At 72.4% G+C, this 22,443-nt stretch carries 21 protein-coding genes and 1 pseudogene; 12 read left to right on the forward strand and 10 right to left on the reverse strand.

Annotated features, from left to right (window positions below; all coding sequences use genetic code 11):
- The 6 genes and pseudogenes from AB0K00_RS51365 to AB0K00_RS51390 all read left to right on the forward strand — a co-directional run.
- A pseudogene (locus AB0K00_RS51365) lies at nucleotides 1–704 on the forward strand (coagulation factor 5/8 type domain-containing protein); the annotation flags it as partial.
- Between the two features lie 429 nt (nucleotides 705–1,133).
- The gene (locus tag AB0K00_RS51370; RefSeq protein ID WP_363538120.1) at nucleotides 1,134–1,874 is read left to right on the forward strand and encodes a cobalt-precorrin-6A reductase; all 741 of its coding nucleotides are present in this window, start codon (nucleotides 1,134–1,136) and stop codon (nucleotides 1,872–1,874) included.
- Between the two features lie 12 nt (nucleotides 1,875–1,886).
- Nucleotides 1,887–2,711 (forward strand): PHP domain-containing protein, encoded by an 825-nt coding sequence (locus AB0K00_RS51375; protein ID WP_363538122.1) that lies wholly within the window; start codon nucleotides 1,887–1,889, stop codon nucleotides 2,709–2,711.
- Between the two features lie 75 nt (nucleotides 2,712–2,786).
- Nucleotides 2,787–3,266, forward strand: coding sequence for a hypothetical protein (locus tag AB0K00_RS51380; RefSeq protein ID WP_363538124.1), 480 nt, complete (start codon nucleotides 2,787–2,789; stop codon nucleotides 3,264–3,266).
- A gap of 582 nt (nucleotides 3,267–3,848) precedes the next feature.
- Nucleotides 3,849–4,796, forward strand: a complete 948-nt coding sequence (locus AB0K00_RS51385; RefSeq protein WP_363538126.1) for a toll/interleukin-1 receptor domain-containing protein — start codon at nucleotides 3,849–3,851, stop codon at nucleotides 4,794–4,796.
- On the forward strand, nucleotides 4,784–5,626 hold the full coding sequence (locus tag AB0K00_RS51390; protein ID WP_363538128.1) for a hypothetical protein: 843 nt from the start codon (nucleotides 4,784–4,786) through the stop codon (nucleotides 5,624–5,626). Before AB0K00_RS51385 ends, AB0K00_RS51390 begins: the two co-directional genes overlap by 13 nt.
- A 10-nt stretch (nucleotides 5,627–5,636) precedes the next feature.
- Here the strand turns inward: AB0K00_RS51390 and AB0K00_RS51395 are convergent, their stop codons facing one another.
- The 4 genes from AB0K00_RS51395 to AB0K00_RS51410 form a co-directional block, all read right to left on the reverse strand.
- Nucleotides 5,637–6,362 carry a hypothetical protein gene (locus AB0K00_RS51395; protein ID WP_363538130.1) on the reverse strand — a complete coding sequence of 242 codons (726 nt, stop codon included), beginning with the start codon at nucleotides 6,360–6,362 and terminating at the stop codon, nucleotides 5,637–5,639.
- Between the two features lie 153 nt (nucleotides 6,363–6,515).
- On the reverse strand, nucleotides 6,516–7,928 hold the full coding sequence (locus tag AB0K00_RS51400; protein ID WP_363538132.1) for a ricin-type beta-trefoil lectin domain protein: 1,413 nt from the start codon (nucleotides 7,926–7,928) through the stop codon (nucleotides 6,516–6,518).
- Between the two features lie 126 nt (nucleotides 7,929–8,054).
- Entirely contained in the window at nucleotides 8,055–9,251 is a 1,197-nt protein-coding gene (locus tag AB0K00_RS51405) for an ROK family protein (RefSeq protein ID WP_363538134.1), read from the reverse strand.
- Between the two features lie 81 nt (nucleotides 9,252–9,332).
- Nucleotides 9,333–10,409: a hypothetical protein gene (locus tag AB0K00_RS51410; protein ID WP_363538136.1), complete on the reverse strand. Its 1,077-nt coding sequence runs from the start codon at nucleotides 10,407–10,409 to the stop codon at nucleotides 9,333–9,335.
- A 177-nt stretch (nucleotides 10,410–10,586) separates the two neighbouring features.
- Here AB0K00_RS51410 and AB0K00_RS51415 point away from each other — a divergent pair, with 177 nt between their 5' ends.
- A complete protein-coding gene (locus tag AB0K00_RS51415) occupies nucleotides 10,587–11,399 on the forward strand; it encodes a LamG-like jellyroll fold domain-containing protein (protein WP_363538138.1) in 813 nt (270 codons plus the stop codon).
- Between the two features lie 105 nt (nucleotides 11,400–11,504).
- Here the strand turns inward: AB0K00_RS51415 and AB0K00_RS51420 are convergent, their stop codons facing one another.
- Nucleotides 11,505–12,929 carry an MFS transporter gene (locus AB0K00_RS51420; RefSeq protein ID WP_363538140.1) on the reverse strand — a complete coding sequence of 475 codons (1,425 nt, stop codon included), beginning with the start codon at nucleotides 12,927–12,929 and terminating at the stop codon, nucleotides 11,505–11,507.
- A 98-nt stretch (nucleotides 12,930–13,027) separates the two neighbouring features.
- Between AB0K00_RS51420 and AB0K00_RS51425 the strand changes: the two genes are divergently transcribed.
- Nucleotides 13,028–13,588 carry a helix-turn-helix domain-containing protein gene (locus AB0K00_RS51425; RefSeq protein ID WP_363538142.1) on the forward strand — a complete coding sequence of 187 codons (561 nt, stop codon included), beginning with the start codon at nucleotides 13,028–13,030 and terminating at the stop codon, nucleotides 13,586–13,588.
- A 14-nt stretch (nucleotides 13,589–13,602) separates the two neighbouring features.
- Here the strand turns inward: AB0K00_RS51425 and AB0K00_RS51430 are convergent, their stop codons facing one another.
- Together AB0K00_RS51430 and AB0K00_RS51435 are read right to left on the reverse strand one after the other, a co-directional pair.
- Nucleotides 13,603–14,457, reverse strand: a complete 855-nt coding sequence (locus AB0K00_RS51430; RefSeq protein WP_363538144.1) for a methyltransferase domain-containing protein — start codon at nucleotides 14,455–14,457, stop codon at nucleotides 13,603–13,605.
- Nucleotides 14,457–14,747, reverse strand: a complete 291-nt coding sequence (locus tag AB0K00_RS51435) for a hypothetical protein (protein WP_363538146.1) — start codon at nucleotides 14,745–14,747, stop codon at nucleotides 14,457–14,459. The genes AB0K00_RS51430 and AB0K00_RS51435 overlap by 1 nt, the downstream gene beginning before the upstream one ends.
- 56 nt (nucleotides 14,748–14,803) lie before the next feature.
- Between AB0K00_RS51435 and AB0K00_RS51440 the strand changes: the two genes are divergently transcribed.
- Nucleotides 14,804–15,439 carry a TetR/AcrR family transcriptional regulator gene (locus AB0K00_RS51440; protein ID WP_363538148.1) on the forward strand — a complete coding sequence of 212 codons (636 nt, stop codon included), beginning with the start codon at nucleotides 14,804–14,806 and terminating at the stop codon, nucleotides 15,437–15,439.
- 17 nt (nucleotides 15,440–15,456) lie between these two features.
- Here the strand turns inward: AB0K00_RS51440 and AB0K00_RS51445 are convergent, their stop codons facing one another.
- A complete protein-coding gene (locus AB0K00_RS51445) occupies nucleotides 15,457–15,801 on the reverse strand; it encodes a hypothetical protein (RefSeq protein ID WP_363538150.1) in 345 nt (114 codons plus the stop codon).
- 332 nt (nucleotides 15,802–16,133) lie between these two features.
- Here AB0K00_RS51445 and AB0K00_RS51450 point away from each other — a divergent pair, with 332 nt between their 5' ends.
- Entirely contained in the window at nucleotides 16,134–16,604 is a 471-nt protein-coding gene (locus tag AB0K00_RS51450) for a hypothetical protein (RefSeq protein WP_363538152.1), read from the forward strand.
- Between the two features lie 51 nt (nucleotides 16,605–16,655).
- Here AB0K00_RS51450 and AB0K00_RS51455 read toward each other — a convergent pair whose 3' ends face one another.
- A complete protein-coding gene (locus tag AB0K00_RS51455) occupies nucleotides 16,656–17,411 on the reverse strand; it encodes a helix-turn-helix transcriptional regulator (RefSeq protein ID WP_363538154.1) in 756 nt (251 codons plus the stop codon).
- A gap of 53 nt (nucleotides 17,412–17,464) precedes the next feature.
- Between AB0K00_RS51455 and AB0K00_RS51460 the strand changes: the two genes are divergently transcribed.
- Together AB0K00_RS51460 and AB0K00_RS51465 are read left to right on the forward strand one after the other, a co-directional pair.
- Nucleotides 17,465–18,661: an MFS transporter gene (locus tag AB0K00_RS51460; protein ID WP_363538156.1), complete on the forward strand. Its 1,197-nt coding sequence runs from the start codon at nucleotides 17,465–17,467 to the stop codon at nucleotides 18,659–18,661.
- A gap of 10 nt (nucleotides 18,662–18,671) precedes the next feature.
- Complete coding sequence (locus tag AB0K00_RS51465; RefSeq protein WP_363538158.1) at nucleotides 18,672–20,219, forward strand: hypothetical protein; 1,548 nt, start codon at nucleotides 18,672–18,674, stop codon at nucleotides 20,217–20,219.
- Nucleotides 20,220–20,296: 77 nt separating this feature from the next.
- On the opposite strand, the gene AB0K00_RS51470 is transcribed toward AB0K00_RS51465, so the two are convergent.
- Nucleotides 20,297–22,351: a cell wall-binding repeat-containing protein gene (locus tag AB0K00_RS51470; RefSeq protein ID WP_363538160.1), complete on the reverse strand. Its 2,055-nt coding sequence runs from the start codon at nucleotides 22,349–22,351 to the stop codon at nucleotides 20,297–20,299.
- Nucleotides 22,352–22,443 lie beyond the last annotated feature (92 nt).

Genomic DNA, 22,443 nt, shown 5'->3' on the forward strand with positions numbered 1-22,443 from the left:
ACGGCGTCAAGGTCGGCGGCATCCTCTTCGACGCCGGCACCACCAACTCCCAGGTCCTCATGGAGGTCGGCCCCTCCGGCTCCACCGCCGACCACGCCGGCAACCCCACCTCCCTGCACGACGTGTTCTTCCGCATCGGCGGCTCCATCGCCGGCAAGGCCACCGTCTCCCTGCGCGTCAACAGCAACAACGTCATCGGCGACCACATGTGGATCTGGCGCGCCGATCACGGCAACGGCGGCACCGTCGGCTGGAACACCAACACCGCCGCCAACGGCCTCGTCGTCAACGGCAACAACGTCACCATGTACGGCCTCTTCGTCGAGCACTACCAGCAGTACCAGACCATCTGGAACGGCAACGGCGGCCGCACCTACTTCTACCAGAACGAAATCCCCTACGACGTGCCCAACCAAGCCTCCTGGACCTCCGGCGGCGGGGCACAAGGCTGGGCCGCCTACAAGGTCGGCGCCGGCGTCACGAGTCATGAGGCGTGGGGCCTGGGCAGCTACTGCTTCTTCTCCACCAACCCGAGCGTCGTGCTGGGCCACTCGTTCGAGGTCCCGGTCACGCCGAACGTCAAGTTCCACAACATGGTCACCGTGTCGCTCGGTGGCACCGGCACCATCTCGCACGTCATCAACAACACCGGTGCCGCGGTCAACAGCGGCCACCAGGTGACCAACCTGGTCAGCGGCCCGTAGCCCTCACGGTCTCGGCCCTGCCCTGCCGATCAGACCGGCGATGCTGTTCGTCGCCGGTCTGATCGTGGTCTACGCCGCGGCGCGGGCGGCAACGCTCCTCGCACCCGCCTGATCGTGGCCTGCGCCGCGACGCAGGCGGCAATGCTCCTCGCACCCGCCTGATCGTGGTCTACGCCGCGACACAGGCGGCAATGCTCCTCGCACCCGTCTGATCGTGGTCTACGCCGCGACACAGGCGGCAACGCTCCTCACGCCCGTCTGATCGTGGTCTACGCCGCGGCGCAGGCGGCTATGCTCCTCGCCCGCCCACGGCCGGCACGACCGCGGCCGTGGGGGGCACCGCCCCACCACCCTCCTCGCCTCTACCGCTCGAAGGCCGCCGGCAAGGGTCGCGTCGACCTGCACGCACCGGCGTGACATCGTCTCCTGGTGCGGACAGTGCTCATCCTCGGCGGCACCGGCGAGGCGCGACGGCTCGCGGCGGCACTGACCGGCTGCCGCGTGATCAGCTCCCTCGCCGGCCGCGTCGCCGACCCCGCACTGCCGCCGGGCGAGGTCCGCATCGGCGGGTTCGGCGGCCCCGCCGGGCTGGCCGCGTATGTCCGCAGCGAGGCGGTCGACGTGGTGGTGGACGCCACCCACCCGTTCGCGGCGAGGATCAGCGCGTCGGCGGCGGCGTGTGGGGTACCGCTGCTGGTGCTGCGCCGCCCAGGCTGGACCGCCGCCCCCGGCGACGTGTGGCACCGGGTGCCGTCCCTGTCCTCGGCCGCAGAGTTCATCGCGGCGTCCGGTTATGAACGGGTGTTCCTCACCACGGGACGCCAAGGGCTGGGCGCGTTCGCGGACCTGGCGGACCGGTGGTTCCTCGTGCGCAGCGTCGATCCCGTCTCGCCGCCGCACCCGCCGCGGCTGGAGTCCCTGCTCGACCGCGGCCCGTTCACCGTCGACGGCGAGGTGGCGCTGCTGCGGTCCCATGCCATCGAGGTCCTCGTGACGAAGGACAGCGGCGGCGACATGACCGCCGCGAAGCTCACCGCGGCCCGGCTCCTGGGCGTGCCGGTCCTGATGGTCGACCGCCCGCCGGTCACCCCGGGCGTGCCGGTCGTGCCGACCGTCGAGGACGCCGTCACATTCCTGCGGGCTCTTTTCGGCGGCCCCGGCGGCGGCTGACACGATCGCCGCATGCTGCCCGCGGACCTGCACACGCACACCGAGTTCTCCTGGGACACCGCCACCGGCGACATGGAGGGCTCCTGCGCGCGGGCCGTCGAACTCGGGCTGCCGGCGATCGCGTTCACCGAACACACCGACTTCGTCACGTGGGACGTCACACCCGCCACCCTGCCGGACCGCCTGACCCGCCACATCACTGACGACGTGCACCTCACCCCGCCACCGCTGGACGTCACCGGCTACCTGTCGGCGATCGACCGCTGCCGCACGCGGTTCCCGTCGCTGCGCATCATCACCGGCGTCGAACTGGGCGAGCCGCACTGGTTCCCCACCCAGACCGCGTCGCTGCTCGCCGCCGCCCCGTTCGAGCGCGTCATCGGCTCGCTGCACTCCCTTGCCGTGGCCGGCCGCCACCGCCTCGTCGAGGACGAGTTCGCGCTGCGCGGCATCCCCGCCGTGCTCCGTGACTACTTCGCCGAAGCAATCCGCATGATCCACACCTGCTCCGACTTCTCGACCCTGACCCACCTCGACTACCCGATCCGGTACCTCCCCACCGGCTCCACCTTCGCCATCACGGATTTCGAGGAGGAGATCCGCGCCGTCCTGCGCGCCCTCGCCGGCACCGGCCGCGCCCTGGAGGTCAACACCCGCCGCGGCCCGGAACCCGAGTTCGTGCACTGGTGGCGCGAGGAGGGCGGCCGCGCGATCTGCTTCGGCAGCGACGCCCACCGCCCCGACCTGGTCGCCAAGGGCTTCACCGACGCGGCCGCGATGGTCGAGTCGGCCGGTTTCCGCCCCGGCCGCCACCCCCACGACCACTGGCTCATCTGAAATCCGTCCACGGTCCTGTTCGCCAGCCCTGCCGCTCCGGGTGCCCGTCCGCAGCGGCACGTCTAGGGTCGTCGGATGGGTTGGAACACCTCGGCACTGTTCATCCAGAACGCTTCCACCGCCGACGCGGTCGCGGTGCTCACCCCCACGGCGCTGGCACGTGACGGCCGCCTGGTCGGCGTGGACGAAGCGACCAGCGGCCTCGCGGACGGTGTGCTGTTCGCGGCGGAGACCGGCGGGTGGGCGCAGGTCTGGGACCCGTCGATGGAACTCGCCCTCGCCTGCGAACCGCCCGGCAACGCCCTGACCGTCGTCTTCTCCAGCGTCACCAGCAGCTACGCGTTCACCCTCTTCACCGCCGGCGAGGTCGTGCGCGAACTCGTCTACGTCGACGGCGACCCGGTCGTCGACACCGGCACCCCGCTGCCGGTCGAGGCGTCCGTCGAGTTTCCGTCCTGGGGCCCCGACGAAGACTTCCTCTGGACCATCATCGAGGCCGTCACCGGCACCGGCTACCAGGAAACCCAGCTGTTCCAGACGTGGCACCGGCACTGATCGGGGCGATGCCACAGCAACCCGCGGCGGCTGTGAACACGAGCGGGTGTCCGGCGAGCGACCAGCGACCGGACGGACAGCCACCGATGACGCGGCCGGACCAACAGGCGACGATGGGGTCACCGGGCCGGTCGCGGAAGGAGGAGCAGGCGTGTCCGCCAACAATTGGGCGGTCCGCAACCGCGCCAGCTTCGTCGCATGCCGAGCCGCCAACCCGTGCGCCCGAGCCTCCGCGAACTCCGCCCGAACCCGCAACTTCTCCTCACGCCGCCGCGCAAACTCCGCCCGCTGCGCAGCGAAACGCGCATCCCAATCAATCGAACCCGACGACGCCGAAGACCCGGAATCCGGTGCGTCCAAAGAAAAGTACGGTCGTGGCACGTGCCGCCTCCCCCCGGTAGGCGCTACCCCACCATTCTCGAGGCCGCACACCTCCACGTCCAGCGCCATCACGCCACGTGAACGGAACCGCACGTGCAGTGCGCCTGCTTGTCGGATGGGCGGCGGCTGTCCCGTACCCGATAGCGCCAGGCAGCGCGGAAAGCGACTGTTGACGCAGCCGAACGTGAACCGGAGGCCGCCGTGCCGACGTGGGACGTCTTCATCAGTCACGCCAGTGAGGACAAGGACGAGGTCGCGACGCCTCTTGCGGCCGCGCTCACCCGGGCGGGCCTGCGAGTCTGGCTCGACCGGCAGGAACTGCGCCTCGGTGACAGCCTGCACGAGAAAATCGACGAAGGGCTTGCCGACAGCCGGTTCGGCATCGTCGTCCTCAGCCCGAGCTTCCTGGCCAAACGGTTTCCGCGCAAGGAACTCAACGGCCTGTCGGCCATTGAGGACGCCCACCGGCGCAAGGTGATCCTGCCGGTGTGGCATCACATGGACGCGGAGACGCTTGCGCGGCACTCGCCGCTCCTCGCGGACCGGCTGGCCGTCGACACCGCTGACGGTATGCGCACCGTAGTCGCCCGGATCCTCGACACCGTGATGGAGGGACCCATAGCCGGTGATCGCACCCCCGCACGGCTGCTGCAGGAACTGCTCGACCGGGCACCGGACCGCGCGACGCTCGTCGACTTCTTCGCCCTCCACCCCGCTCTGATCCACGGGGCCCTGCATACGACGGGCGAGGCCGGCCATTGGTCCGTCACGCTCGGACCGGCGTCGGTCGACTTGTGCGCGTCGCGGCAGCAGCACACGACCAACGAAGTGACGTGGTTCCTGGTGCAGTTCGCCGCCTCTGGCACCGCGGCGGTGGTGGGTGGGGAGGTCGCCGCCGAAGTCCGGGCCCGCGCGGACGACCTGCGCGCGGTACGCCGATGGATCTCGCGAAACCTGCGCCCGGCGCGAATGGTCCTGCCCGGCATCTCGGTCGGCTTCGAGGGCATCGTCGTGGCCGGACGCCGGCACCTGCTGAGTCCCGACGATTCCCGGGCCCTGCGGCAATATCACGACGAGCTGCCCGGGACCACTGTGCGCACCTACGACTGGGTGATCGACGCGGCCACACAGACGACGTGGCAGCCGTGATCGACGAGGAGTGGCTCGACGAGCAGCTACGATTCGACATCCCAGGTGGATACCGTCTGGACGGGTGCCGGGTGGGCGGATCCTGGGTCGTCATCTTCGTGCAGTATCCCGACAGGCCGGACCAGGCCATCAAGATTCCGCGGGCGCCTTTCCTGTTCCCGTCCTACATCCGCGAAATCCCCAACTTCCTGGCGCCGAGCCCACGCTACGATCTCGGCCGGCTCAACCGGAAGCTGGCCGGGATGCTCGGGGACCTGCAGGTCCCGCTGCTGGTCATGGGTTACCGCGAGCTGTTCGACGCCCTCGTCGGCACCCTGCGGACCAACGACGTGTGGCAGCTCGATGCGATCTCCGGCGAGACCGAGGAGGACACCGCGAGGCTGCGGTTCCTGCTGGCCACACCGCCGGTGGAGTACCTGCTGTCGGACGATGCCTCCGAGCACCGCGACCCGGCCACCCGGCTGTGGGCAGAGCGGGCGCTCGCGGCGCTCGACCGGCTCCGCCCCGACGTGCAAGCGTTCCGTCCGGACATCATGCTGGACAATCCGCTGCTCGTCTGGGGCGGCGCGGTGATGTCCGGGTACTTCACCAAGGCCGAACTGCCACACGCGGCGTCCGCTGCCCTCGACCACCTGGACCCGGCCGACGAGGAGCGGCTGGCGGTGTTTCTCGCGCAGGCCACGATGCTCGTGGACGCCTTGACCGGCATCGTGGGGACCAGCCTGGGCCTCCGGAAGCTCTGCGACGCGACCGAGCTGTTCCCCTGGCGGTTCGTGACAGACGAGGAACTCGCCGAGCCGGACGGGTTCATCAGGTTTCACCTGGCGTAGCCGGTGGGGATCAGGCCGGCCGGGGGGTCAGCAGGTGCTGGGCCGCGGCGACGGCGGCGCACAGGATCGCGGCGAGCGGGACGCTCAGCAGCGCCCAGTCGCCAAATGGCAGCGCGTCCGTTGCGAGTGCCGTCCATTCCAGCGCCAACCCGCCGAGGCCGCCGAGCACCGCGACCGTTGTGGCGCGCCGCCGGCGGCCGGGGGCGCGCGGGCCGGCGGCCTTGTCGAAGAGGGCGGCGAGCATCGTGGCGCCGAGGAGGGCCGGCACCAGGAAGAAGGCGGCCGGGAACGCTCCGAGGAAGATGTACAGCAGGACGAAGACGCCGGTCACGGCGACGCTGAAGATGATGCCGAGCAGCAGGGCGAGCCACAGGTGCAGCTGCCGGGAGCCGGCCGGGGGCGGTTCGGGCTGGGCGTCGCGGCGCAGCCAGGTCACCGCCAGCAGCGCGACGCCCGCCAGCATCAGCGCGGTCGCCGCGGCCAGCAGCATCGTGCCGGCGAGCGTGGTGCCGGAGGAGAGGTATTCGAAGGTCTGGCCGTCGTCGCGGATGCAGGTCGTGCGCGGCGGGAACTGCTGCTCGCGGGCCGTCCACATGCGGCCCACGTCGAAGCGGTACCGGCATGACCGCGCCGGGTCGAGCCGGCTCGGGCCGGCGATCACGAGCGCGAGACTGCTGCCGAGACCGAGCAGCACGCCCGTGCCGGTGAGGGTCCAACCGCCTGCCAGTGCCTTCATGCAGAACATGGTCGCAACCGCCGGCGAGGGCTACGCATCCGTCAGTATGGATCTTCGCAGGTGAACCTGGTTCACCTGCAGCTGATACGTCCGAAGTTCGACAACGGGGGGTGCCCCGGCCGTCCGCGTTCCGGGGCACCCGTCCGTGGTGGTTCAGCCCTGGTACTGGGCGATGACCCTGGTGAAGTCCCACGCGTTCTGGGAGACGCCGCTGCAGGTGTCGTCGCCGGTGCCGCTGCCGTTGCACGGGCGGTCACGGTTGGCGGACCAGAACGTGAACCTGGCGAGGTGGTGCTGCTGGGCGTAGGCGAGCATGGTGCGGAAGTCCGCGACCGTGACCGTCTCGCCGACGTCGGTGATGCCGTTCATCGAGGAGATGCCGGCGTGCCGGTAGGCCTGGTCGTCGGTGTACCCGTAGCCGTTCTTGATCGTGTTCTTCAGCCCTTCGGCGGCCTGGACGGTGAGCGCGCCCATGTTCTGGCCGGCGGCGCCGAAGTCGAAGGGCATGATGGTCCACGCGTCGACCGTGAGCCCGGAGGCGGCCGCCCGGTTGATCATCGTGGCGTCGGGGCCGTTGCGGTCGCTCGGGAAGGTGACGTACACGGCGACGCCCGGGTTGTTCGCCTTGACGGTCTTCAGCGCGTCGATGGTGCGCTGCTGCAGCGTCGGGTTGTTGTAGACGCTGCCTTCGATGTCGATGTCGATCGCCTTGAGGCCGTAGGCGTTGATGACCTTCTGGTACGCGGCGGCGAGCGTCGAGGCGCTGCTGCAGGTCTGCTCCAGCCACGGCCCGGACGCGCCGCCGAAGGAGACCGCGACGTTGCCGCCGGCGCCGCGGATGTTGTTGATGACGGTCTGGTCCTGACCGCCGAGCAGCGGCCGGTAGCCGTCCCACAGCGGGTCACAGGCGCCGTTGGACAGGATGAACGCCATCGTGAACCACTTGACGCCGGTGGCGGTCATGATCGTGCGCGGGTCGGGGAGGTTGCCCCAGCCGAGGTACGCGTACGGCGCGGCACCCATCGCGGGGTTGGACGTCGGCGGGTTCGACGTCGGCGGGTTGGAGGTCGGGGGCGTGGTGCCGCCGCCGATCGTCCACTTCTGGTTGGCGGTGCCGCCGCACGACCAGATCTGCAGCTGGGTGCCGTCGGCGGAGCTCTGGCCGGTCGCGTCGAGGCACTTGCCGGCGTTCGGGTTGGTGAGTTCCTTCGCCGCGCTGTAGGTCCACCGCTGGGCGGCGGTGCCGTTGCAGTCCCACAGCTGGACCTTGGTGCCGTTGGCGGTGCCGGCCGCGGCGACGTCCAGGCACTTGCCCAGGACGCGCAGTGTGCCGTCGTCGCCGAACGTGATGCGCTGGGCGGTGGTGCCGTTACAGGTGTACAGCTGGATCTTCGTGCCGTTGGCGGTCGCGGCGGCGGCGACGTCGACGCACTTGCCGCCGATGCCGGTGATCGGGCCGGTGGTCGCGGCGGATGCGGTGGTCATCGCGACGACGGTCACCGTGCCGAGCACCGCGACGGCGGCCGCCGCGGCAAGAAGGGAGCGACGGAGGCGGGGGCTGCTCATGAGGCGAGCCTTTCGGGAGGGAGAGGGCGATCTGTTAGCTGCCCTTCCAGATAGAGGGCAGGCTATGACCACCCTTTTTTCGAGTCAATGAGAAAGCCCGAAAAAAGAGGCACGCTTAAGGAACCGTTAGGGTCGGGACGCTCGCCTGAGCAGTTCCGCCATCGGCAGGGTCGCGGCGCCGAAGGCCACCGCGTCCGGGCCGAGCTCGCACAGCTCGATCGACACCTGCCCGAACGGGTGCTCCAGGGCCTGCTCGCCGGCCGCCGCCCGGATCTGCGGCAGCAGCTTCGCGCCGAGGGCCAGGCCGGCCCAGCCGCCGAGCACGACCCGCTCGGGGTTGAACAGGTTGACCAGGTTGCCGATGCCGGCGCCGAGCATCCCGGCGGTCTCGGACAGGATCCCGCCGGCCTCCGGCGTGCCGGCCTCGATGAGCGCCGCCACGTCCGCGAGCTCGTCGGCGCTGCGCACCAGGGTCGGGTCGACCTGCAGATACCGGTCGAGGATCCCCTCGGCGCCGACATACGCCTCCAGGCAGCCGCGGGCCCCGCACCGGCACTGCCGGCCGCGGTAGACGACCGTGGTGTGCCCCCACTCACCGGCGCTGCTGCTCGCGCCCCGGTAGAGCGTGCCGTTGGTGATCACGGCGGCGCCGACGCCGGAGCCGATCAGCACGATCACCGCGTTGGCGGCACCGCGGCCGGCGCCGAACCACATCTCGGCCTGCCCGAGGGACTTGGCGCCGTTCTCCACGAACAGCGGCGCGGTCATGCCACCCTCGCGCAGCAGCCCGTCGAGGGAGATCCCCCGCCAGCCGATGGTCGGGGCGTGCACCCGCACGGGGTCGGACTGCTCGACGGTGCCGGGCACCCCGATGCCGATGCCGATCACGTCCGCCGGGTCGGTACCGCCAAGCACCTCGCGGATGCCGGCGAGGAGCTGCCCAGCGACCGCCTCCGGGTCGGGCCGTGACGACGGCAGCGGCTCATCGACGGTGGCGAGCCGGGTCATCGACAAGTCGAACAGCTCGACCTTGACGCCGGTCTCGCCGACGTCGGCGCCGACGAGGCGGCCGAAGTCGGGGTTGACCCGCAGCAGCACCCGCGGCCGGCCGCCGTCGGAGTCGATCTGCCCGGCCTCGATGATGAGGCCCTCCTGCAGCAGCTCCGCGGTGACGCTGCTGGCGGTCGCGGCGCTCAGCCCGGTGATCCGGCTGAGGTCGTGACGGCTCAGCGGCCCGCGGAAGAACAGCTCCGACAGCAGCGTTGACCGGTTGCGCCGGCGCATGTCACGGGTCGTGGCCCGCTCGACCTCAATGCGCACCACCGCCGCGAACCCCTCCCCCGACCCCTGCCTGTGTCGGTGAATCGTGTCATGTGAGCGTTCCCGCGTCGACACCGTGGGTGCTTATCGCCGCCTGGCGCGTCTGGCCACGGCCGCGACCAGCATCAACGCGACCACGGTGAAGGCGCCGAGCAGCAGCGGGGCCCTCGCGGTCGACCGGGCCGCCCGCTTCGGCGGCGCCGCGTCGGCCTGCGTCTGCGCCACCACCGGTGCGGCGCTGCTGGGCGGCGGCGCCGGTTTCAGGCCGCTCGGATACTTGAGGATCACGACCGGGCCGTCCTGATCGGAAACGGTCAGCAGCGCGGTCGCGTCGGCGGTGTAGGCGATCGCCTCGCCCTGCGGCTCATCCGGCAGCGGCGTGACCGTCGGCTTCCCGGACGTGATCGCCTTGGCGACGTCGCCGCCGGCGACCTCGAACTCATACGCGTCCGCATAGGTGCGCACCACGGCCCGCGTGCCGTCGGCGGACACGGCCGCGCCGGTGACCCAGGCGACGCCGAGGAAACCCCACGGGTTGGACGTGCCGGTGCGCCGCGGCTCGAACGCGCCGACCTTGGTGAGCGCGGCCCCCTCGGTGTTGTCCGTCGGCAGCGGGGTGTCCAGGCGGAACACCTCGCCGTTGGGATCCTTGGTGACGATCACCGGGCGGCCCTGGCCGTCGATGAGCAGCGCCTCGGCGTCGCGCGGCACACCGTCCGGATACACCAGGCGGTGGATCTTCAGGTTCGTCGAGCCGGCCGCCATGGTCCACAGCGCGATCGTGCTGCGGCGGGTGCCGGAGCCGCCGGTCATCGGGCTGTTGTCGCCGATGTCGGCCACCCACAGCGTGCCTTTGCGGTCCACGGCGAGGTCCTCCGGGTCGCGGGCGGTGCGCGGATATTGCACGCTTCCGGTCACCTTGCACGCCTTGTCCAGCGTGAACACGCGGGTCTTCGCCGGGTCGGGGTTGCTGTCGTTCTCCACCAGGAAGCCGGTGGCGGTGACCGCGAGGCCCGACACCTCGGTCACGGCGGGGTCGGTGATCCGGCAGACCTGCGTCGGCGCCGTGGACACCTGCGTCGGCGCCTGGGCCTGGGCGGCGGTCGCCGGCAGCGGGGCGCACAGGACCAGCACCGCTGCCGCCCCAGCCGCCCACCGCATGCCCGCAAGTCTTCCAGACCTCCTGCGGTCATTTCCGGACATCCGGTTTGGGTGACGATGCGTCAACCGTTCGGTTACGGAATGCGTCCGACACGTTGGGGGAAATGCGCGGAGGTTACGGCCCGAATATGACACATTTCGGGCATGAAGACATGGGGGAACATGCATGGCGGCCGGATGAGGGCCATCCGGCCGGCGGTCCTGGCCGCCGCGGCGCTCGGCGTCGCACTCAGCGCGCTCGGTGGCGCCGGCCCCGCCGCCGCCGGAGCGAAAGCGCCCGCCGCGACGCACGGGCTCGCCGCGGCGAGCCGGCCCGCCGTCGAGCCGGTCGAGGTCGCCGCGCCGGTGATCGTCGCCCGGTACACCTTCGACGCCGCCGACAACGCCGCGAACGGTGCCACCGTCCCGGACGACTCGGGTCACGGGCACACGCTCACGTCGTCGGCCGGGCACGGCGGCAAGGTGCGGCTCGCCGAGCGCCTCACCGGCCGGGCCGCGGACTTCCCGGCCCGCTGCGCGGGCAAGAAGTGCCCGCACGCGGTGCTGCAGGCACCCGACGCCCCGGAGCTCAACCCCGGCACCGGGCCCGTCAGCTACGGCGCGACCGTCCGGCTGACGAAGAAGGACACCGGCTCCGGCCAGAACATCGTGCAGAAGGGGTACTCCGCTTCCGGCAGCCAGTACAAGCTGCAGATCGACGGCGCGGCGGGCCACCCGAGCTGCGTGTTCGCCGACGCCACCGTCCACGCGATCCACGTGGCGATGTCCGACGTCTCGGTCTCCGACGGCGCCTGGCATCGCCTCGAGTGCCGCCGGGCCGGCACCACGCTGACCGTGCTGGTCGACGACGCCGTCCACGGCACGGCCGTCCTGCCGGCGGAGCTGTCGGTCGTCAACACCGTGCCGCTCAGCATCGGCGGCAAGGGCAACGGCAACGACAACGACCAGTTCCACGGCACCCTCGACGACGTCTGGATCGCCCGCGGCTGAGCCCGCAACCGGGCCCGCGGCTGTGCCAGCAGCCGAGCCGGCAACTGAGCCGGCAAACTGAGCCCGCGCAGACGCAGGGGTGCCCGCAAAGGCACCCCTGCGTTTTCAGTCGCGCCGGGCCCGCGGGACGAAGATCGCGATGACCGTCGCGGCCGCGAGCATCGCCGTCAGCACAGCGAAGGCGTTCGTGTACCCCGACTCCAGTGGCAGGCCCGCCGGGGTCTCGTGGGCGGTGATGACGGCGCTGGCCACCGCGGCGCCGAGCGAGCCGCCGATGGTGCGGATGTTGGCGTTCATGCCGCTGGCCACGGCCGTCTGGCCGGCCGGCACGGTGTGCACGATGAGGTTCACCATGGCGGTGAACGTCAGCCCGAGCCCCACGCCGAACACCCCGGTGGCCACGGCGACCTGCCAGTACGCGGTGTGGAACAGGGTGAGCCCGCCGCACGACAGCGCCGCGGTCATGGTGCCGAGCAGCAGCTGGACCTTCGTCGGCACGTAGGCCGTCAACGGCCCGCTCACGAACCCGGCCACGGCCATCGTGACCAGCATCGGCAGCATCGCCAGCCCGGCACCGGTGACCGTGGTGCCGAACCCGTACCCCGTCGAGCGTGGCGTCTGCAGGAACTGCGGCAGGAACGCGTAGGTGGCGAACATCCCGGCGCCGAACAGCAGCGCGACCAGGTTCGTCGTCCAGACCGCCGGCAGCCGCATCATCTGCATGTCGATGAGCGGCTCGGCAGAGCGCAGCTCCACCAGTACCCACGCGACGATGAGCACCGCAGCGGCCAGGAGTGGCACGACGACCCGCGCCGAGGTCCACCCCCACGCCGGGGCCTTGCTCAGCGGCAGGATCAGGGCGATCAGCCACCCGGACAGCAACGCCCCGGCGAGCCAGTTGATCCGGCCGGCCTCATGCGGGGCCCGCGCCGGCGACTCGCCGACGAACCGGAGCGTCAGCACGAACGTGCCGGCCACGACCAGGGTCGGGATCCAGAACAGCGCCCGCCAGTCCAGCGCGGCGACGATCGGCCCGGCGAGGACCACGCCGAGGCCACCACCGACCGCGATCACCGCGGACAGCCCGCCGATCGCGGACGCCACCCTGGCCGGCGGCAGCTCGTCGCGGAGGATGCCGAACGCGATCGGGAACACGGCACCGCCGAGCCCCTGGACGACCCGCCCGACGATGAGGACCCCGACGTTCGGCGCGACCGCGGCGATCACGCATCCCACCGCGATGGCGGCCAGGGCGACGAGCAGGGTGCGGCGCTTGCCGTACATGTCGCCGATGCGCCCCATGATCGGGGTGGCGACGGCGGCGGAGAGCAGCCAGGCGGTCAGGACCCAGGTGACCGTGCTCTGGCTGGTGGAGAGGTCGTGCTGGATCGTCGGCAGCACCGGGCTGACCAGCGACTGGAGCATGGAGAACGACGCCGCCGCGGCGGCGAGCGCGACGAAGGTGAACCGGCCCGCCTTTGCCGGCGCGGTCGCGACAGGTGGTGGGCTGAGGGTGAGTGCGCGTGTCATCGGTTTCCCCCGGACGCGGTACATTAGTGGAGGTACGCCTCCACATTAGCGGAGGGGTGCCTCCGTTTCAACTCGCCCCTTGCGTGCTGGAGATCACGATGTCCGCCGAGTCCCCCGTTGCCGTCCGCCGCCCGCAGCGCGCCGACGCCAGGCGTAACTTCGACGCGCTGCTGTCCGCCGCCCGCGACGCGTTCGCCGAGCACGGCACCGAGGCGTCCCTGGAGGACATCGCGCGGCGCGCCGGCGTGGGGATCGGGACGCTGTACCGCAACTTCCCCACCAGGCACGACCTGTTCGAGACGGTCTACATCGGCGAGATCGAGCAGCTGTGCCAGACCGCCGACGACGTCGCCGGCCTGCCGCCGTGGGACGCCCTGGTGTCGTGGCTGCACCGTTTCGTGGAGTACACCGCGACGAAGCGCGCCATCTACGAGGCCCTCAACCGGGACTCGACCATGTTCCGCCATTGCCGCGAGGAGATCTACCGCGTCGGTGAGCCGCTGCTGGCCCGCGCGCAGGACGCCGGCGCCGTGCGCAGCGACGTCACATTCGACGACACGCTGCGCATGATCAGCGGCCTGACCGCCGGCGGCTTCGTCGACGCCGCCCAGCGCGACCGGGTCCTGGGCATCGCCCTGGACGGCCTGCGCAAGCACTGAGCCGTGCCGCCGGCTTATCCAGGGGCACGGGCGGTGATGAGCCAGAGCGCCGACGGGATCCGGTAGCCGGCGCCGGGTTCGCGGAAGCGGGCGAGCAGCTTGACCGCTCCCGCGCGGGCCGCCCGCTGCGCGTCCGGGGTGGCCCGCCGGAACGGCGCGCCCGCCGGGCCCAGCTCGATCAGCCACTCGGCGACGTCGTCGGGCTCGTCGGGGGCCGCCATGACCACGTCGTGCGGCTCGGCCGCGACGTCGACGAACCCGGCGGCGGTCAGGACCCGGTCGATCCGCCGCGGTTCGGCGAGCGCGAACGGCCCCGGCTCGTCGCCGACCGGCAGCGGCGGCAGCGCGCCGAGGTGCGGGGCCGCGCCGAGCATCGCCGCAGGCAGCCACGCGTTGCCCGGGCCGGCGCGGAAGACGGTCGCGGCGAAGCGCCCACCGGGGCGCAGCGAGCGGCGCACCGCCGCGCAGCCGGCGACCGGGTCGGCGAGGAGCATGAGGACCATCCGCGAGTACGCGGCGTCGAACGGCCCGCCGGGCACGACGTCGAGGCGTTCGACGTCGGCGGCGAGGAACCGCAGTCCGGGGTGCCGCCCGGCGGGGAACCGCGAGCGGGCCGTCTCGATCATGGCCGACGAGAGGTCGACCCCGACCGCCACCCCGGCACCGCCCACCGCGGCGGCCAGGGCGGCGGTGGTGCCGCCGCAGCCGCAGCCGACATCGAGGACGCGCTCCCCCGGTCGCACGGCCAGGGACCGCAGCGCGACCTCCCCCAGCGGCGCGCCGCGCACGTCGTGCCGGTCGGCGTGCCGGATCCAGCCGGGTGCCGCCGCGGCCCAGAACGCGGCGACCGAAGCGGCGGACCCGGACATCAGAAGGGCATTTCTTCGCCGACGACGGTGAACGAGCTGAACCCCGCCGCCTTGCCCGGGTCGAAGCCCTCCTCCTGCGCGGCGAGCCCGGCCGCCTTCATCAGCCGCTCCGACTGGAACCGGCGGAACGCGGCCTCGTCGACCCAGATGTTCAGCACCCGCCAGCCGTCGTCGTACGGCCCCGAAACGTGCGCCACCAGGCCCGGCGGCCGGTCGGGGCCGAGGTGCCGTTCGACCATGCGGTACTCGGGCTCCGACACGCCCGGCATCTGCTGCACCACTCCGTACATCGCGTACTCCTTTGAATAGAGCTAACCTCTATCCAATAGAACACTACGCTGACCGGATGGCTGTCAAGCGGCGGTACGACGCGTCGGGGCGGCAGCGGCAGGCGCGGCAGACGCGGGCGGCGATCCTCGACGCGGCCGGCCGGCTGTTCGTCCGTGACGGCTACGCCGCGACCCCGTTGACCGCGGTCGCCGCCGAGGCGGGCGTGGCGGTGCAGACCGTCTACGCCGTGTTCGGCTCCAAACGGCAGCTGCTGTCCGATCTCGTGGACCGCACCATCGCCGGCGACGACGACCCGGTCGCGCTGCCGGACCGGCAGTTCGTCGCCGACATCCAGGCACTGCCCGACCCGCGCGCGAAACTCACCCGCTACGCCCGGCACCTGGCCGAGACCCACGCCCGGCAGGCGGAGGTCATGCTCGCCCTCGCCGGCGCCGCCACCGCCGACCCCGACGCGGCCGCCATCCTCGCCAAGAACGACCACGAGCGCCGCCAGGGCATGGCCCGCTTCGCCGCCGAGCTGGTCGCGACCGGCGGCACCGACCCGGCGCTCACCGTCGAGCAGGTCACCGACGTGCTGTGGCTCGCGATGGACTGGCACAACTACGGCTGGCTCGTGCGGCGCCGCGGCTGGTCCACTGTGGACTTCGAGCGCTGGTACGTGCGCACCACCGCCGGCGCGATCCTGATCTGATCCGGCGGGACCGTCCGTCAGGCCGGGTAGCCGGCCTGGTACGTCACGGCGAAGGTGTTGTTGTTGACGTTGTACTCGGTGAAGTTGAACGCGTAGACGGAGAACGCGGTCGTGTACGTGCCGGGCTCGAACGGCGCCAGGAACGGAAACGACACCAGCAGCGTCGAGCTCGTCGGGATGCCGTGGACCGGGGTCGACGGGCTCGCCCACGCCGTGATCGTGAGGTCCGCCCAGTATCTGACGCAGTTGCCGGCGGGGCACGGTGGGGCGGGAGCCGCCACGGCCGGGGCCGCGACGGCGGCGGAACCGGCGAGGGTGACAGCCGCGGTGCACAGGAGCCGAACCCAGCGTCCGAGTGACATGCGGTCACGGTGGGTGCCCATGCCCGGGCCATCAACGTGCTGCAAGGGACCCGACACCCGCGGGCGGCAACGGGGGCTGGTGTGCGCCTCCCGAGATCAGGGGTCGGTGACGGACGCTTTTCACCGGGGTCGTCGACCCCTCCAAGATGGAACCGTCACCTGCGCACCGGGAGGCGCCGCAACACCGTATGCGCCCAGCACCCCCAGCGGCAACACACTTGTACGCAGGGCCGACGGCGCGCGGCCGCGAAGGGCATCCACCGTCTGTCCAATGTAGATGTCCGCTAGTCGACAACTACGAAAGGGCCGCAGGCGCAAGGATTCCGCGTGTGATGACACGAGCACTACTCCCGATCGCCGTCGCGGCGGTCGCTCTCGCCGGTTGCTCCTCCGAGGACCCGGCCGACACCACCGCCGCACCGGCGGGCGCCGCATCGTCCAGCGCCGCGCCGGTCGCCGGCACGTCGAGCGCGGCGGCGCCGTCGAGCGCGGCACCGGGCAAGTCCAGCGCGGCGCCGGCCGGCGGCGGCTGTCCCGTCGACGCGACCACGCTGCAGAAGGCGTTCCAGGCCAACGCCGAGGTCGCCGGGTCAATCATCCTCGGCAAGGGTTTCAAGGACATCAGCTGCTACCAGGGGTACGCGACGGCCCTGACACAGCCGGAGGCGATGGACACCGCCGTGGTCGTGTTCAAGTACGACACCGCGAAGAAGACCTGGGCCGCCGTGATGGGTGGCACCGACGGCGTCTGCCAGGCCAACGTCCCGGCGGAGATCCGTTCGCACCTCAAGAACTGCAACTGAGCCTAAGGGTGGAGCCGGCGGCGCAGGCTCCGGGGAACTGCGCCGCCCCGATCAGCCGCCGGCCCGCTCGCGGGCCTGGTAGACGCCCGGCGTCAGTCCGGTCGCGCGGCGGAACGTGTCCACGAAGCTGCTCGGGGTGCCGAAGCCGCACCGGTGCGCCACGACCGTGACCGGCAGGCCGCTCGCGAGCAGGATCATCGCCCGGTACACGCGGACGTTGGTGCGCCACTGCGGGTAGGTCATGCCGAACTCGGCTCGGAACAGCCTGGCCAGGGTGCGCTCGCTCGAGCCGGCCGGCCGGGCCAGCGACGACAGGGTCTGCGGCCGGTCGAGCCGGTCGGTGACGAGAGCGCAGGCGGCGGCCAGGCGGCCGTCGCGGGCGGTGGGCAGCGCCACGGGCTCCTGCGGCGCACGGTGCAGCCGGTCGCGGATCACCGCGCGCAGCCGCCGCTCCTCCTCGCGCGGCAACGCCGGATCCGTGCAGGCGATCAGCAGCTCCCGCAGCAGGGCACCGACGGCGACGACGGTCGGCGCGCCGGCCGGCAGCGGCGGGTCCTCGGACGGGAAGCCGACGGTGTGGAACGCGCTCGCGCCGTGGAAGCGGTGCTCGTGCCAGCAACCGGCGGGGATCCACACGGCCCGGTCCGCGGCGGCGACCCAGCCGCCGACCTCGGTCTGCACGGCGATGACGCCGCGGCTGACGTAGACCAGCTGATGCTGGTCGTGCCGGTGCCGGTCGATGAAGGCTCCGGAGCCGTGTTCGGCGGCGGTCGTCGGCGCCAGCGGCAGGTGGCGGATTTTCGACATTGATCGGCAGAATACCGGAAGTCCGCACGGCCGGTCACTGCGATCTTGGATCTGTGAGCACCGCTGAACTGACGAGCGCGCCGGAGGCGACGCGCGAACCGTCCCCCTGGCGGCGCATGCGCGTGTGGGCGACCGCGCACGCCGTCGACGACTTCTACCAGGGCCTGGTGCCCGCCGCCGTGCCGTACTTCGTTCTCGACCGCCACTACGGCTACGTCGCGGCCGCGGGCCTGGCGATGGCCGCGGCGCTCGGCAGTTCGCTGCCGCAGCTCGTGTTCGGCGTCATCGCCGACCGCCGCCGGCTGCCGTGGATGTCGCCGGTCGGGGTGGCGCTCGCCGGCACCGGCGCCGGCCTGGCCGGGGTCGCGCCGTCGTACCCCCTGGTGTGGACGCTGCTGCTGCTGTCCGGGCTCGGGGTGGCGATGTTCCACCCGGCCGCCGGGCGCGACGCGCGGCTCGCCGCCGGGTCGAGCGCGACCGCGATGAGCTACTTCGCGGCCGGCGGCAGCGTCGGGTTCTTCGTCGCGCCGGCCCTCGCGACCCCGGCGCTGAACGCGTGGGGGGTCGGCGCCACCGCCCTGTTCATCCCGCCGGCCGTGCTCATGGGCTTCGTCCTGCTCCGCCACCAGCGCCGCGTCACGGGCCGCGCGGCCGCCCGGGCCGCCGCACCCGGCCGGGACCGGCCCGGCATGTTCGCCGTGCTGGCCGGGGTCGAGATCGTCCGGTCCGCCGTCTCGTTCGGCGTCAACACCTTCGTGGCGCTGTACTGGATCGACACGCTCGGCGCGTCCAGCACCCTCGGCGGCGCCGCCCTCGCCCTGCAGCTCGGCGGCGGCGTCCTGGGCACCCTCGCCGGCGGCCGGATCGCCGACCGGATCGGCCTGGTGCGCACCGTCCGGCTCGGCAACCTCCTGCTCGGCCCGGCGATCGCCGCGATGCTGCTGTGCCCCGACCGGTACGTCGCGCTGCCGCTGGTCCTGCTGGTCGGGCTGGTCACGAACATCCCGTTCGCGGTGCTGGTGAAGCTCGGCCAGGACTACCTGCCGAGCCGCCCCGGCACCGCCGCCGGGGTCACCCTCGGCCTGGCCGTCAGCGCCGGCGGGCTCGGCATGCCGCTGCTCGGCCTCATCGCCGAGCAGCACGGCCCCCGCGGCGCGTTCATCGCCCTCGCGATCGTCCCGGTGGCGGCCGTCGCCTTGTCCGCCGCGCTGCGCGAACCGTCCCACGACGGAGCACCGCCAGCGGTCTAGGGTCGGTGGCATGGACGGCGCCGAGGCCAAGCGGCTGTTCGAGCGGTTCCGGCTCGAGGTGCACAGCGATCGCCAGTGGGACAGCGAGTTCACGCCGTCGCCGCACGAGCCGGACGCGAAGCTGCGCGAGTTCGTCGACGGCGCCGGGGTGGCGGCGGTGCCGCTGCTGCTGGACGCGCTCAGCGGTGACCGGGACCTGCGGTACTGGGCCTGCGTCGGCCTGCAACGGCTGGGTCCGGCGGCGGGCGACGCGGCGGCCGATGTGCTCGCCGACCTCATCGCCGCGCGCCGGGACCCGTGGGAGACCGCGGCGGTGGCGCTGGACGCGGTCGCGCCTGCGCGGGCCAGGGCGCTGGGCGTACACCGGTGGCCGGAGACCATGGAGCGCCTCACCGACCGGCACCTGCGGCTCCCCACCGGCGCCGCCGCCCACGTCGAACGGTTCGTGGCCGAAGAGTCCGACGAGGACGTCGTCAGGTTCCTCGCCCAGCACCGGTTGCGGGACTGGATCGTCCGCGACCGCCCGCCGGGCCTCGCCGACCTGCTGCGCGGCCTGCTGCGCGGCGACCGGGGCGCCGAGGTGCGCCGCGCGGCCGCGGAGATCCTCGTGATGTCGGGCGTCGACGCCATCGGCGCCGAGCACATCGAGGCGCTGCGCCACGGCGGGCCGCTGTCACCCGGCATCGTCGTGCGGGTCGCCGCGCACCCGGAGAGCGAGCGCCTCGTCCCCCGGCTCGTCTCGCGCCCGGGCGTGGCCGAGGCGCTCGCGGAGCTGATCCTGCGGCGGCGGTGCGCCGGTCTCAGCACGGATCCTGCGCCGGTGCACGAGTTCCTGCGGCGGTGCGTCACCGAGGCGGGAGACCGCTGGCCCGGCCCGCAGTTCGGTGCGACGCTGCCGGCCGCGGTCGCCGACCTGCGCGACGAGACGCTGCTCGTCCACCTGCTGCCCATGCTGCACGAGCACCGGCTCGGCCCGTCGGAGTTCGGCGCCCTGGTGGCGGCGTTCGCGTCGTTCGGCAGTGCCGGCCGAGAGCTGCTCGACCGGCACCAGCGACAGCATCCCGACGTCCCGCGGGTGCGGTGGGCGCTGGACGCCGTCGACACGGCCCGCCGGCCCCGGCTCGACGACGCCGACGACGCCTTCCTGCGCGGCAGGATCGAGTCCACCTTGGGCGGCGCGTTCACTGCCTACGGTGCCGTGCTGCTGGCGGGGCCGTCGGCGCACGCGGCGTTCCAGCTGGCCTGGATCGACCGGGCCTACGGTGCCCCCGTCACCGCCGACCGGGTCGCATGGATCCGCGGGCTCGGGTTCGCCGGCGACGGGCTCCTGGCCGAGCTGGCCCGCCCGGTCGAGCGGCCCCTGGAGGGCCTGCGGTTCCAGTGGGACTGCGGCGAGTTCCGCCGGCACGACCCCGGGCGGGCGGCCCGGGCCGCGGCGGCCGGCCTGCCGTCCCTGGCGGCCGGCTGGTGCCGGGACGACGATCTCGACCGCGCCGCCGCCGAGCATCTCGCCCGCGTCCGCCGCGCGGCGGGCACCTCAGCGGGGCCGGGTGGTTGAGTACAGGTGGCTGTCGGGGAACTCCTCGGCGGTGAGGACCCGGCCGTCGCCCTGTCCGCCGCGCTGCGCGAACCCGGTTAGCCGGCCTGCTTCGGCGGCCGGCGGTGCGCGGTGCCGGGAATCGCCGGAGCGGTGCCGGTGACGAGGCCGCGCCGCCGGCCGTCGGCGCCGGTGCCGGTGAGCGACTTCGCCTGCACGCTCTGCACGGTGGAGTGTTCGGTGTACTGCACGTACCGGTACGCGCCCGGCACCGAGATCGCGTCGCCGAGCGGTGCGATCAGCGCGTCCTTCAATGCGAGCACGCCACCCAGCAGCGTTGCGTACTTCAGCGACGATGCGTTGCGGGAAAGGTAGTCCCGCGTCTGCGGGCTGAGCGCGCCCGGCGCGGACAGCAGCAGCGGGCCGAAGCTGGCGCCGACCATCGCGCCGCCCGTGAGCGCGTCGAACCAGGTCGTCGCCGTGGCGACCGCCGCGATGCGCGGGCCGTCGAAGAAGAACTCGGCGACGGCGACCGCGGTCTCGAACTCCGTCGCCCCGTACACCGGCCAGTAGTAGAACGGGTCGGGCCAGCTCGGCATCTGGTTGTTCCGGTACCCGCCGAGCAGCGCCCGCACGCCGGGACCGCCGACGCCGATCATTCGCGTGCCGGTGTCCGGGTCCGGGTCGAGCGAGTTGAGGTAGGCGGCGGTCGCCGCGGGCATGGTGTCGCCGGCGGTGAGCACGATGACGGTGCCGGGGTTCGCGCCGGCGGCGGCGCCCGCGGCGAGCGCGTCGTAGTACTGCAGCGACGTGGCGATGATGACGGCCGTCGGGTTCGGCTCGATCTCCTTCGCGATCGCGATCGCGGTGTCGTACTCGGTGGCGCCCCACAGCCGGACCACCTCGTAGCCGAGGGCCTTCACCTGGCTCTCGACCTTCGCCGACAGCGCGACGGTCCCACCAAGCAGGTACACCTTCCCCCCGGGCGCGAGGATGCGCTGCATCTCCGCCTTGGTGGAGGCGTGCAGGCCACCGGGCGGGGTGATGAGCAGCGGCCCTTGCTTGCGCACGGCGAGAGCCGAGCCGCCCAGCGCGTCGAGGTACACGTCGTCGCGGGACAGCACCACGGCCAGCGCAGGGCCACGGACGCCGTCGTCGACGCCGTCGTCGGCCCAGTTGTAGCGGGATGTGGCCACCGCGGTGTCCAGCGCTGTGGCACCCCAGACGCGTTCGACGACATTGGTGGTGACCGGCTGCCACGTCGGCAGCGAGCCGTACTCGGCGACCGTGACGACGTCCTTGGTCGCCAGATCCATCCGTTTGACCTTCGGGTCGCCGTTCTCGTAGCTGGTGAACAGCATGGCATCGCCCGCCGGGGACCAGGCCGGGTCCTGGTTGCGGCTGCTGCCGGTGTTCTCCACCGTCGTCAGCTGCACCTGGTTGCCGCCGTCGGCATCGGCGAGCCAGATCTGGCGGTTCAACCCGTACGTGCGGACGAAAGCGAGCCGGGTGCTGTCCGGGGCGAAGTCCACGCCCCAGCCGTTCTCGATGATCTTCGTGACGGTGGTGTAGCCGTCGACCCGAAAGATGTCGCCGGCCTCGTAGTCGGATGCGGTGGCCGCAAGGTGGCGCTGAAAGACGACGGTGCCGTCGCCGGCGACCGCGGCCCGGGTGTCCCACAGGCCGCCGCCGCGGGGAACGTCGAACAGCAGCGCGCCGGAGGACCAGGTTCCGCTGACGCCCGCGATGCGCAGCTGCCCCCAGTACGAGTAGATGATGTACCGGCCGCCGTAGGCGTAGACCGGTTCGTCCCCCGCGCCACCGCTGCCCGGTGTGAGCGCGAAGCGTCCGGTGCCGTCCGCCCGCACCGACTCGGGGCCGTCGGGGGAGGACGGGAAGACGAAGCGGCTGCCGTCCGGCGCCCAGTTGCCGGAGCCGGCGTAGGCGCTCGGGATCAGCTCGCGCGCGCCGGAGCCGTCGGCGTTCGCGATCCAGACCGAGCTGATCTTCCGGTACGTGATCTTCCCGGGTTCACCGGGCAGCGACGCCCGGGCGGGCCTGGGCCGTGCCAGCACCGCCGGCGCGGCAACGGCCGCCGCAGCGGCGGCGACGGCGCCGCGCATGGCGGAGCGGCGCGTGAGTGCGAACGACACGGTTTTCCTCCCCGGCGGGACCGGCCGGGGCACATCCAGGCCGATGATCAACGGGCAGTGTACGGGCGGCCGGGCGGTTGCGGCAGAGCCGA

This window comes from Dactylosporangium sp. NPDC049525, from assembly GCF_040676755.1.
GTDB lineage: Bacteria > Actinomycetota > Actinomycetes > Mycobacteriales > Micromonosporaceae > Dactylosporangium.